Genomic DNA, 12251 nt, shown 5'->3' on the forward strand with positions numbered 1-12251 from the left:
TCCGAAAGCGAGGTGTCATCCATGGCGGTGATTGAGGCTCCCTTCAGTCAGTATAAACTGAAAAATTATCTGATTGTGATGTGGATTCTGCTCGGGGCGGCGGCCATGTTTGCCTATGACGGTTATCTGAGCCGCTATGAATGGTCGGGCCGCTATTCGTTCTACAAAAAGCACGTCGTAGACAACGGCGGCGTGCCGGATTCGGATATGAAGTTCAATATGTACAGTCCGCCGTTTCTTCTGGCGGGCGCTGCTGTGGCTGCCTTTTTCTATATCCGCTCCAAAAACAGAAAACTGACAGCGGATGAAACCGCCCTCCGGACGGAAACAGCCGTCATCCCCTATGAAGCCATTGAAAGCATCGACAAAACCCATTTCGACAAGAAGGGGTTTTTCACAATCACTTATCAGGAAAACGCTCAGAAGCGGCAGTTGACGCTCTCGGACCGCAATTATGACAATCTGGGAGCCCTGCTGGACCTTCTGGTCAGCAAACTCACATAAAGGAAATCTGGAAAGGAAGACTGGGCGGATGAATTGCTGTATTGCAGGCTTGCAGTGGGGCGATGAGGGCAAAGGAAAGGTTGTCGATATTCTTGCCGAGCAGTGCGAGTGGGTCGTCCGCTACAACGGAGGCGCCAATGCAGGCCACACGGTGATCATCGGCGACCAGCGGTTCGCCCTGCATCTGCTGCCCAGCGGTGCGGTCCGACCGGGCTGCCGCTGTGTGATTGCCAACGGTGTCGTCGTGGACCCGTCCGTACTGATGGAGGAAATTCGCGGCCTGCAGGAGCGGGGAATTTCCCTTGAAGGACGGCTGTTTATCAGCGAAAACGCCCACGTCGTTTTGGACTATCACAAACTTGAAGACCGGCTCCGGGAGGAGGCCCTGGGCAAAAACAAAATCGGAACAACCGCCCGGGGCATCGGCCCCTGCTATGCCGACAAAGTCGGACGCAGTTATGCCGTCCGGATGGCCGACTTCCGCAGACCGGAAGAGCTGAAGGAAAAACTGCGGAAAATCATCTCTTACAAAAACAAACTGTTCAGCACGCTGTACAACGCCCCGCCGCTGGAAGCAGACGCCGTTTTTGAAAAATGCATGAGCTGGCGGGCTGCCGTTCTGCCCTGCATTACCAACACCACCCAGCTGCTGTTCGAAGCCATCGACAAGCGGCAATCCATCCTGTTCGAAGGGGCGCAGGGGGCCCTGCTGGATTTAGACCACGGAACCTTTCCTTATGTTACCAGTTCCAATGCCAGCCCGCTTGGGCTGGGCCCCGGCTGCGGAATACCCGCCCGCTATGTGGACCGATTCATCGGAGTCGCCAAGGCCTACTCCACGCGTGTCGGCGGCGGCCCGTTTCCGACCGAACAAGACAACGAAATCGGCCAATACATCCGGGAAAAAGGGCACGAATACGGCACCACGACCGGTCGGCCCCGCCGATGCGGCTGGTTCGATGCCGTGGCGGTCTCCTACACAGCCCGGCTGGGGGGCATGACGGAAGCGGCGATGATGCATCTGGACACACTGGCGGGTCTGGACGAGCTGAAAATCTGCCGGGCTTATCGAATCGGCGGCCGGGAAATCACGTTCTTTCCCGGCGACAGTCGCGACCTGGAGGCCGCCGAATGCGTTTATGAAACCCTCGAGGGCTGGAAGGAGGATTTATCCGGAATTGAAGACTATTCAGACCTGCCGGTTCCCGCCCGCCGCTATGTGGAAACCGTTGAAAAACGAATTGGGATTCCGATTACGATGCTCGGTGTCGGACCCCAGCGAAGCCAGGTTATTTACCGCAAACCTCTATGACGACGGATTTTGAAAACAAACGCCGTCAAACGGCCCTTCGGCTGGGGCTGAAGCCGGAGTCTTTGCCCCGTCATATCGCCATCATTATGGACGGCAACGGACGATGGGCGACCCAGCGGGGTCTGCCTCGCTTCCGCGGACATGAACAAGGCGGCAAGACCGTCGAAACCATTGCCAAATACTGCGTCGATATCGGTTTGGAGGTCCTGACGATTTACTCCTTCAGCATGCAGAACTGGAAACGGCCGAAAGAGGAAATCGACTTTCTGATGTATCTGTACGCGGCTTATCTGGAGGGAATCCGGCCGATGCTGATGGAAAACAATGTACGGCTGGTGCATCTGGGCACCCTTCGCCAGCTGCCGCAGAAAGTTGTGGACGCCCTGGAAGAAACCAAGCGGCTGACCGCTAACAATACAGGGATGGTCTTGTGTCTGGCTCTCAATTACGGGGGACGGGAGGAAATCGTCCAGGCCGTTCAGCAGATTGCCGAAAAATGCCGCCAAAATCTTTTGGAACCCGATAAGATTGACGAAGCGTGCATCTCCGATCACCTTTACACGGCGGGCTGTCCGGACCCGGATTTGGTCATCCGCACCTCCGGGGAACTTCGCATCAGCAATTTTCTGCTCTGGCAGATTTCGTATGCGGAATTTTACGTAACAGAAACATTCTGGCCGGATTTCACACCGGCGGATTTGGACAAAGCCCTGACGGCCTTTGCAGGACGTTCCAGACGATTCGGAGATATTCGCCCTTCAATTCCCTGATTTGAGGTACGAAGGATGCTTAAGCAGCGATTGATTTTTGGAACGCTGATGACGGCGGCTTTTGTCGGGCTGATTCTGCTGGACGGCCGGCTGGACGGGTCTCTTTCGGGCACCCCTGCCAAGGGAAAACCCCAAGGCACCATTTTTCTGATTCTGCTGTGCATTCTCGCCGTGCCCGCCCAAATGGAACTGGCTGCTTTAGCCCGCAGCGGCGGTCAGAAAATATTCCTCCCGGAAGCAATCTTCGGTTCGTTCTTATTGGCCGGCAGCTTTTTCTGGGCCAATCTTTCAGACAATCCGGAGCGATTTTTGCTCTATTATTTCCTTTTTTCCCTGTTTTTCATCTTTGCCGGTCTTTTTCCGGCCCAGCTTCTGCGGGAAGGGGTTGTCGGAACCCTGAAAAACTGCTCCGCCACGCTCTTTTCGATTCTTTATCTGGGTTTTTTGTCCAGCTTTGTCGTCGGGATACGGGTCAGCAGCGGGCCTTGGGCTCTTCTGATGTATATTTTTACCATAAAGTCTTCTGACACAGGAGCTTATACTTTCGGCAAGATGTTCGGCACTCACAAATTAGCCCCGGTAGTCAGCCCCAAAAAAACCTGGGAGGGACTTGTGGGTGCTGTTTTCGGCGGGGCGTTATGCGCCTATCTTTTTTCGGTGTTTTCAGGTATAATGTCCCCGCTTCAGTCGGTGTTCTTTGGAGCCGTTTCGGCCGTACTTGGACAAATGAGCGATTTGTGTGAATCGATGCTCAAGCGGGATGCCAGTCAAAAGGACGCCTCCGCATCCATTCCGGGATTCGGGGGGATTCTGGATGTGATTGATTCGCTGCTGCTGCCGGCCCCGCTTGCTTATCTGTTCTTTCTGTGGAAATAAAAAGTCTGACGAAGGAAAAGACGTTGGAACTGAAATTAATCATTCAATCCGACCAGCAGCGTCTGGAATTGTTCGGCCCGACCGACGGGCACCTGCGGATGCTGCAGAATGAACTGCACGTGCGAATCACGGCCCGCGGAGAGATGGTCATCATCAGCGGAGGAGAGCCGGAGGTGCGCCGCACAGCGGATGTGCTGGACCGAATGCAGAAACGGCTGCTCAAACGCGGTTCTCTCAATCCCAAAGATGTGCTGGAAATTCTCGACCAATCAAAAAATCAGATTCGTCCGGAACGGGATGAGGTCATTGAAGTCTTTTCCAGCAAGGGCATTATTGAACCCTTCACCAAGGGACAGCTGGAATACATCAAGACGATGCACCGCAACGACCTGACCTTCTGCACCGGTCCGGCAGGCACAGGCAAAACTTACCTGGCTGTGGCCGTGGCCGTTTCGATGCTGCGGAAAAAGCAAATCCGCAAAATCGTCCTGGCCCGACCGGCTGTCGAGGCGGGCGAACGGCTCGGTTTTCTCCCCGGAGACCTTCAGGCCAAGGTCAACCCGTATCTGCGCCCCCTGCTGGACAGTCTGGAAGACATGATGGAATTCGGCCAGATGCGGAAACTGATGGAAATGGATGTGATTGAGATTATCCCGCTGGCCTTCATGCGGGGGCGAACTCTCAATGAAGCCGTGATTATCTGCGACGAGGCCCAGAATACCTCCCCCTCGCAGATGCTGATGTTTCTGACGCGGCTGGGACGCGGCTCCAAAATGATTATCACCGGCGACATCACCCAGATTGACCTCGAACGCGGACAAACCAGCGGAATGGTGGATGCCATTCGGACCCTTTCCAACATTGAAAACATCGGGTTTGTGGAACTGACCGAAGCGGACATCGTCCGCCACAGTCTGGTCCAGCGAATCGTCCAGGCCTACGACCAGAAACGCCAGGGAATTCGACCCAATCGAGATGGAACAAATGGGATGGCTTCGTAAAAAAATCAGCGTACGCCGTCCGGCCGGGCGAGCCGCTCTGTCTGCAGAGCGCAGCCGGAAATGGCCCGAGTCTTTTAACAAATCCAGGGCTCTGCTCCTCGTTCTTTTTGTGGTTTATCTGGCAGCGCTGGTCTTTCTGCTGTCGCTGGATACGGAACACCCGGAGTTTCTGACCGGCGGGATGCGGCATTTCAAGCCCTGGTCTCAAATCGTCGCACTGACCGTCGTGACCGCGCTGGTGCTGCTGGGAACCGTCTTTTATATTCATCACTGCCGGCCCCAGTTTTTCAACCGGGCCAATCGGGCGTTCACCATGGCCCTGTTGTTCTGGCTGCTGCTGGCGGTCAACCGGTTCTTTTCAATCTGGCAGGGAGGGGTGATTTATCTGGCGACCGGAACCACCATCGCCGCCGCCGTTATCCTCACCATGGTCTTCGACCAGCGTTTTGCCATCGGAATGACTGTGTTTTACTCCGTGCTGGCCTGCTTTTCCGTCAGTCGGCTGGCCACACTGGAGCTGTTTTTGACGATGATGGCCGGCGGACTGACCTGCTGCGGCTTCCTGAAGGAAATCCGCACCCGAATGAAACTCATTGAAGTGTGTGCGTATGCCTCCGTGGCCGTCTTTCTGATGGCCTTCTGCTTTGGAATGCTTCAGGAGAAAACGCACGACCAGACGCTGCTGAACGCCGGGTTTGCCGCCGGAGCAGCTTTTTTGATGGGGGTCTTTCTGCAGGCCTTTCTGCCGTTCATCGAAAAAATGTTCGGAATCGCTACCAGCATGACGCTGATGGACTACAGCGACGCCAACCAGCCCCTGCTGAAACGGCTGGCGATGGAAGCGCCGGGCACATTCAGCCACAGTCTGCTGATCGGCTCGATTGCGGAAACGGCGGCGGATGCCATCGGGGCCAACGGGCTTTTGTGCCGCGTGGGGGCTTACTACCACGACATCGGGAAAATCAACAAACCTTCGTATTTTGTGGAAAACCAGATGGGTTCGGCCAGCCGGCACGAGCAGCTCTCTCCGGCCATGAGCAAACTGGTGATTGCCGGCCATGTCAACGACGGAATGGAAATTGCAAAAGAATACGGGCTTCCGTCGGTGCTGCGGCAGTTTATCGAAACCCATCACGGCACCACCCTGATGGAATACTTCTACAACGAGGCCCGCAAGAAAAAAGGAGAACACGAAAACGAGGTTTCCGAAATCGAGTTTCGCTATCCGGGCCCCAAGCCCCGCACACGGGAGGCAGCCATCGTCATGCTCGCGGATGCGGTGGAAAGCGCCGCCCGCTCCCTGACGGACCCCAGCCCCACCAAAATCGAAACCCTGGTCCATACCATTGCCATGAAGCGCCTTCAGGACGGTCAGTTTGACGACTGCGACCTGACGCTGCGGGAATTGAGCCAGATTGAAGCCAGCATGTCCAAGTTTTTGGCGGCGCATTATCACGGACGAATTGCGTATCCAAAACTCGAGGAGAAATCGAACCGTGAAGAAAAAACCGACTCCGCCGCCGCTGAGAAATCTCAAAACGGTTCGAATGTATGACTGCATTGAAACGGGTCAGACAAACCATTCATATCCGGCTTGACGCGGAACCGTTCCCTGTTGAGCCGAGGAAGCTCCGCACGCTGGTGCGGGAGGTGCTGCGCCGGCACGGAGTATCCAGCGCACGTGTCGATGTGGTTCTGACGGACGATGCACAGATGCGAAAAATGCATCAGACGTTCCTGCAGGACCCGCGGACAACGGATGTCATCAGTTTTGACTTAAGCGGGCCGGAAACTCCGCAGCCGTGTTTTCAGATTCTGGTCAATGCCGCGATGGCCCTTCGGGAAGCACGCCGGCGGGGCCACAGCCCGCAGGCCGAACTGAGTCTGTATCTCATCCACGGCCTGCTGCACAATCTGGGGTTTGATGACAGCCGGCCCGAGTCAGCCGAACAGATGCACAAACGGGAAGAAGAACTGCTCCGGCTGTTCGGGTATCCGCCCGTTTACTATTCGTCTCCGCAGAAAAAGACTGGAAGGAGAAACCGCCGTGAGTGAAACAGCCGCTTTGGTTCTGCTGCTTGCTTGTCTGACAGGGCTGTCCCTGTTTTTTTCCTTAAACACCCTGGCCCTGCAGAACTTCTCCGTTCTGAAACTTCAGGAACGGTTTAAATCCGCCGGCCGGGAAGAGCGGTTTGATGAATTCCTCAAAATCGCCGACCGGCTTACACTCACCTGCTCTTTCCTGCGAATGCTCACCAACGCCTCCATCCTGCTGACGCTGGTTCATCTGATGCAGGGGCATCACTATCTGCTGACCTTTCTGGCAGCGCTGGTTATTCTGGAAATTTTCGCGGTCATTATCCCTCATTCGTGGGCCAAACATGCCGGAGAAATGATTCTGCCCAGGACCTTTGTCCTGCTGAAGGCCCTGATGTATTTAATCCGTCCTTTCCTGGCGGTGGCAGACCTGCATGACCGGCTGGTGAGGCGGCTGACGGGCAGTTCGCCGGAACCTTCCGAAGAGGCTGAAGAAGAAATCCTCGGAGCTGTAGAGCAGGGCAAAATTGAAGGCGTTGTCGATGAAGAAGAAATGGAAATGATTGAAAACGTCCTTGAGCTGGACGAAACGACGGCGGCGGAGATTATGACTCCGCGGACCGCCCTGGTGGCGGTGCCGGTCGGGGCGGACCTCCAGACGGTCCTCAAAGCCCTCGAACGGGGACATTCGAGAGTCCCGGTTTATGACGGCACCATCGACAACATTGTCGGACTGCTGTATGCCAAAGACCTGCTTTCTTGGGTGGGCAAAGACCCAAAGGATTTCGATTTGAGGGCCATAATGCGCCCGCCCTATTTTGTGCCGGAAAGCAAAACCCTGCGGGATTTGCTGCACGAGTTCCAGAGCCAGAAACTGCATATCGCTATTATTCTCGATGAATACGGCGGCACGGCAGGACTGATTACCATTGAGGATATTCTGGAGGAACTGGTTGGTGAAATTGCCGATGAGTACGAAGATACCCCGTCTGAACATCTCCGCAAGATTGACGAAAACACCTATGAAATCGATGCACGAATGAATATCGGAGATGTCAACAGCGAACTGGAAATCCGTCTGCCGGAGGAAGAGGACTACGACACGCTGGGCGGGTTTGTCTTTTCGCATCTGGGCTATATCCCCAAAGCGGGGGAATCGTTTGAATATCAGGACTTAAAACTGACCATTGTGCAGGCGGAGCCCCGGCGGGTGCGTCGAGTGCGAATTCAGAAACCCGCCAAAACAGCCCGCAGCGGCCAGTAATCATGCAAAAGAAGGACCAAGCCATTTGTCTGCGGACGGCTGCCTATTCAGACAGCTCACAGATTGCCGTTTTTTTCACGGAAACCGGAGGCAAGATTTCGGCAATCGCCAAAGGGGCCCGTCGCCCCAAAAATCCGTTTGACGGTCCCATCGAGGTCTTTTCTTATGGAACCATTGTCTATGTCCCCGGCCGACAGGAGGGGCTGGCTGTCCTGTCGGAATTTGCTCAGCAGCCGCTGTTTCTGGGGCTTCGGAGGCGGCTGGAAACGCTCAATGCCGCCCTGCCGGCGGCGGAACTGACCGAAAAACTGACTCAGCCGCAGGACCCCCACCCCCGGCTTTTTGAAGGCCTGCGTCAGTTTCTGCTGGACGTACAGGAAGCCGCAGATGCACGGCAGATTCGGATACGGCTGATTTTGTATCAGATGCTGCTGCTGGCGGAAATCGGCCTGGCACCGGTGCTGGACCGGTGTGTGAACGGACCGCATCCCTTCGGACGGCACTGGAAATGGATTTATTTTTCCAGTCATCAGAACGGCCTGCTTTGTCCGGACTGCGAAGGGGCGTTTGCCGAAAAAAAACGAATCAGTCCGCCGGCGGCCGCCGCCCTGGCTGATTTGAAACAGCTGAAAAACGCCGATGAGAAAACCGTTCAGGAAATCGAGGGGCTTCTGCTTTACCACTTCCGGGAACTGACAGGCCGTCCGCTGAAATCCAAGCCGGACTAAACGTCTTCTTCAAACAACTCTTTCTGCGGGACCGTCCCTTTCGGGGAGGAGATTTTCAGCCCCAAATGCCTGCACGCCTCCGGGGTAATTTCCCGCCCGCGTTTGGTGCGTCGGACAAAACCGATTTGAAGCAGATAGGGCTCCACAACATCCTCGAGCGTATCGCGTTCCTCCCCGAGCGTAGCCGCCAGGGCTTCAATGCCCGCCGGCCCCCCTCCATAGACAGTCGCCAGCGCCCGCAGAAAGGCCCGGTCCAGCTCATCCAGTCCTAATTCGTCGATTTGTTCCATCCGCAGGGCATCCGAAACGATTTTTGCGGTCAGCCGCCCGGCCCCCTTGACCTGGGCATAATCCCGCACGCGTTTGAGAAGCCGGTTGGCAATACGGGGGGTGCCGCGGCTGCGCTGGGCAATTAATTCGAGGGTGCCGTCGTCGGCCTGAAGATTCAAAAGCACCGCTGAACGCCGGAGAATCTGCGTCAGCTCCTGCGGGCTGTAAAATTCGAGATGATGCAGAATCCCGAAACGCCCGCGCAGGGGGGCACTTAAAAGCCCGGCCCGCGTCGTTGCACCAATCAGCGTAAAGCGTTTGAGGGGGAAATTGATGGTCTTCGCGTGCAGACCGCTGTCCACGGTAAAATCGACCTTGAAATCCTCCATAGCCGGATACAGAAACTCCTCAACCGGCGTACTGAGCCGATGAATTTCATCAATAAAGAGAATATCACCGGTGCCGATGTTGGACAGAAGCCCCATTACATCGCCCTGTTTGGTCAGAGCCGGGCCCGAAGTGACGCGAATGGCCGCCCCCATTTCGTTGGCAATCACATGGGCAAGCGTCGTTTTGCCCAGACCCGGCGGGCCGTAAAAGAGGATATGTTCGAGGGGTTCCCCCCGCTTTCGCGCGGCCTCAATGGCGATAGACAGCTTTTGACGGACGTTGTCCTGCCCAATGCACTCCTCCAGCCGCTTCGGACGCAGGGCATAGTTGAACTGCTCCTCCCCTTCGCCCCGTGAATCTCTGCTTAAGACTCGGTCAATCACCATAAAAACCCGTCAAAATAGCTGTTCACACTTCCGTGCCCTGCTTGATTCGATACACCAGCGGAACCAGCTCCTCGGCCGTCTGGATTTCCGGATGTTTCCTGCAGGCCAGCTCAATCAGCTCCATGGCCTCGGCGCGTTTTTCGCCCCAGGCAATCAGAATCTCGAGGGCCTCCATCTGGAATACCTTGAAAGCCGTCTGCGGTTTTTCTTCACCGCCGGCGGATACGGCAAACCGGCCGAGCTTGCCCTTCAGTTCCGCAATAATCACCTGTGCCATCCGTTTGCCGATACCCGGCAGCGTCGCCAGAAACTTTTCATCGCCGTTCTCGACGGCATCGGCAATCCGCCCGACCGGCATGGCCAGCGATTTGAGCCCCTTCTTTATCCCCATCCCCTTCACACTCGTATAGCGTTCAAAAAACGCCTTCTCGGCATCCGATAAAAACCCGACCAGACGGGGAATAAGATTGCCGCCGCCCGGGGACCCTTCAAAATACTCGAGGGTGGAAAGCGTTACCGTGGTCCCGATGGAACCGCTGAGGGCATTGACGGCATAGCCGGCCAGAAGGACCTCATAGCAGACCGACCCGACCTGCACCAGCCCCTTGTCCTCTTCGAGAGCAACCAGTTTTCCTTCGATTCGGGCTATCATCGTATCAACAGAAGAACCCAAAAAGAAAAAAACTCCATGAAAAAACCGTTTGTCCGTCTTACCTTTTTTTGGCCGCCAAATATCTTATTTCCGCCTGCTGATTTTCCGAAGCACAGCAAAGGGCCGCCGCAACGGCGTCAGCCACATCCGGCGGCTCCGGTATCTGCGTCAAACCGAGCAACGAACGAACAGCCCGCTGCATCTGTGCTTTGCCCGCCCGGCCGTTTCCGGTCAGCGATTTTTTGATTCGCGTCGCCGAATAACTTTTCACGGCGGCTCCGGCGGCGGCCGCCTGCTGCAGAATCACTCCCCGGGCATGCCCCATCAAAATAGCTGTTCGAGGGTGCTGATAATGGGCGTACAGCTCCTCCACCGCAACAAAATCCGGCTCAAAGCGTTCGAGCAAAGACGAAAAATCGGCGGCAATCTGCACCAGTCGTTCCGCAAGAGAGCGCCGGGCCTCCGTGCGGATCACCCCGGCCTCCAGCAGACGCTCCCGGCCCCCCTCCGCCTGAATCACTGCATACCCGCACAGATTCAATCCCGGGTCGATGCCGAGGATTCTCATTGCCGTCTCCAGGTCGTAACGCCGCCCGGCTTGTCTTCCAGAATAATGCCGAAGCGGGCCAGCTGGTCGCGGATGCGGTCGCTCTCGGCGAAATCTTTTCGGGCACGCGCCTGCGCCCGCTGCGCAATCAGCTGACCAATCAGAAAATCGAGCAGCTCCTCATCCGCCCCGCCGCCGGAAACGGGCTCCTCAAATCGAAGGCCGAGAATCTGTTCTCCCAGCCGAACGAATGCATCCTGAAGGGCCTGCCAGCTTGCCGCGGACACATTCGTCTTGTCCGCCAGAGCGTTGACCGCTCGAACCAGTTCAAACAAAACCGACAAGGCAATCGATGTATTCAGGTCATCATCCATCGCCTCAAAAAACTTCTTCTCCAGCCGGCGGATTTGCTCGAGCAGGTCCGCATCGGCCGGTCCGGCCGGCGCCTTGGCCAGACGCTTTCGGACCGTCGAAACCGCATCGGTAATCTTCTCATATCCGCTCAGGGTCGCCGATAAAGCTGCATCCGAAAAATCAATTGGGCTGCGGTAGTGGCTTTGGAGAATCAAAAGGCGAACGGCCATCGGCGGATAGGTTCGGCTCAGCCGCGGATGGCCTTCCTTGAAAATCTGCTTGAGCGTGATGAAGTTGTTCAGACTTTTACCCATCTTCTGGCCGTCCACCGTAACCATATTGTGGTGGAGCCAGTAGCGGACAAACGGCTGACCGTTGGCGGCTTCAGACTGGGCGATTTCGCATTCATGGTGCGGAAACTGGTTCTCAATGCCGCCGCCGTGAATATCAATCGTCGGCCCCAGATACTTCATACTCATCACGGAGCATTCGAGGTGCCAGCCGGGATAGCCGCGGCCCCAGGGACTGTTCCACTGCATAATGTGGCCCGGCTCGGCCCTTTTCCAGAGCGCAAAATCCGCCGGATGCCGCTTTTCCGGATTGACCTCCACCCGGGCGCCGGCCAGCATCTCTTCCACATTTCGCCCGGACAGCCGGCCGTACGACGGCCAGCGGCTCACATCAAAATACACCGAGCCGTTGACCTCATAGGCATATCCTTTTTCCAGCAGCGTCTGAACCAGCTCAATCTGCTCCGGGATATGTCCGGTAGCGCGGGGGCTGATGTCCGGCCGCAGACAGTTGAGGGCATCCATATCCTCAAAGAAGCTGCGGGTATAAAATTCGGCAATCGCCATCGGATGTTTGCGCTCGCGCTGGGCCTGTCGGCCGATTTTGTCCTCGCCGGCATCCGCATCATCCGTCAGATGGCCGACATCGGTGATATTCTGGACATGGGTTACTGCATACCCCAAAAAGCGCAGATACCGAATGAGCACATCGAAACTCACATAACTTTTCGCATGGCCCAGATGGGCATGCCCATAGACCGTCGGTCCGCAGACATAAATCCCGACCTGCCCTTCGTGCAGCGGTTTGAACTCTTCAACCTTCCGACCGAGTGTATTATACAGTTTCAACGCCATAAAGATTTCCTCTGC

Annotated in this window: 13 protein-coding genes; 9 read left to right on the forward strand and 4 right to left on the reverse strand. The window is 56.2% G+C overall.

Annotated elements, in window-relative coordinates; all coding sequences use genetic code 11:
* The first annotated feature begins 21 nt into the window (after positions 1-21).
* From WHS88_03965 to recO, 9 genes are read left to right on the forward strand one after another with little or no spacing between them, the layout of a single operon-like run.
* Positions 22-504: a hypothetical protein gene (locus WHS88_03965; protein ID MEJ5259328.1), complete on the forward strand. Its 483-nt coding sequence runs from the start codon at positions 22-24 to the stop codon at positions 502-504.
* Between the two features lie 28 nt (positions 505-532).
* Positions 533-1816, forward strand: coding sequence for an adenylosuccinate synthase (locus tag WHS88_03970; GenBank protein ID MEJ5259329.1), 1284 nt, complete (start codon positions 533-535; stop codon positions 1814-1816).
* Entirely contained in the window at positions 1813-2586 is a 774-nt protein-coding gene (locus WHS88_03975) for an isoprenyl transferase (GenBank protein ID MEJ5259330.1), read from the forward strand. Before WHS88_03970 ends, WHS88_03975 begins: the two co-directional genes overlap by 4 nt.
* A gap of 15 nt (positions 2587-2601) precedes the next feature.
* On the forward strand, positions 2602-3462 hold the full coding sequence (locus tag WHS88_03980) for a phosphatidate cytidylyltransferase (protein MEJ5259331.1): 861 nt from the start codon (positions 2602-2604) through the stop codon (positions 3460-3462).
* 23 nt (positions 3463-3485) lie between these two features.
* Positions 3486-4463 carry a PhoH family protein gene (locus tag WHS88_03985; GenBank protein ID MEJ5259332.1) on the forward strand — a complete coding sequence of 326 codons (978 nt, stop codon included), beginning with the start codon at positions 3486-3488 and terminating at the stop codon, positions 4461-4463.
* On the forward strand, positions 4447-6018 hold the full coding sequence (locus WHS88_03990; GenBank protein ID MEJ5259333.1) for an HDIG domain-containing metalloprotein: 1572 nt from the start codon (positions 4447-4449) through the stop codon (positions 6016-6018). The genes WHS88_03985 and WHS88_03990 overlap by 17 nt, the downstream gene beginning before the upstream one ends.
* Positions 6015-6518, forward strand: coding sequence for an rRNA maturation RNase YbeY (gene ybeY, locus WHS88_03995; protein MEJ5259334.1), 504 nt, complete (start codon positions 6015-6017; stop codon positions 6516-6518). The genes WHS88_03990 and ybeY overlap by 4 nt, the downstream gene beginning before the upstream one ends.
* Entirely contained in the window at positions 6511-7764 is a 1254-nt protein-coding gene (locus WHS88_04000; GenBank protein MEJ5259335.1) for a hemolysin family protein, read from the forward strand. Before ybeY ends, WHS88_04000 begins: the two co-directional genes overlap by 8 nt.
* A 2-nt stretch (positions 7765-7766) precedes the next feature.
* A complete protein-coding gene (recO, locus tag WHS88_04005; GenBank protein ID MEJ5259336.1) occupies positions 7767-8492 on the forward strand; it encodes a DNA repair protein RecO in 726 nt (241 codons plus the stop codon).
* Here the strand turns inward: recO and ruvB are convergent.
* From ruvB to cysS, 4 genes are read right to left on the reverse strand one after another with little or no spacing between them, the layout of a single operon-like run.
* Positions 8489-9538: a Holliday junction branch migration DNA helicase RuvB gene (gene ruvB, locus WHS88_04010; GenBank protein ID MEJ5259337.1), complete on the reverse strand. Its 1050-nt coding sequence runs from the start codon at positions 9536-9538 to the stop codon at positions 8489-8491. The two genes, recO and ruvB, sit on opposite strands and share 4 nt — an antisense overlap.
* A gap of 22 nt (positions 9539-9560) precedes the next feature.
* The gene (gene ruvA, locus WHS88_04015; protein MEJ5259338.1) at positions 9561-10211 is read right to left on the reverse strand and encodes a Holliday junction branch migration protein RuvA; all 651 of its coding nucleotides are present in this window, start codon (positions 10209-10211) and stop codon (positions 9561-9563) included.
* Between the two features lie 37 nt (positions 10212-10248).
* Positions 10249-10758 (reverse strand): crossover junction endodeoxyribonuclease RuvC, encoded by a 510-nt coding sequence (gene ruvC, locus WHS88_04020; protein MEJ5259339.1) that lies wholly within the window; start codon positions 10756-10758, stop codon positions 10249-10251.
* On the reverse strand, positions 10755-12236 hold the full coding sequence (gene cysS, locus WHS88_04025; GenBank protein ID MEJ5259340.1) for a cysteine--tRNA ligase: 1482 nt from the start codon (positions 12234-12236) through the stop codon (positions 10755-10757). Before cysS ends, ruvC begins: the two co-directional genes overlap by 4 nt.
* Positions 12237-12251 lie beyond the last annotated feature (15 nt).

The sequence above is a fragment of the Anaerohalosphaeraceae bacterium genome, from assembly GCA_037479115.1.
Taxonomy (GTDB): Bacteria; Planctomycetota; Phycisphaerae; order Sedimentisphaerales; family Anaerohalosphaeraceae; genus JAHDQI01.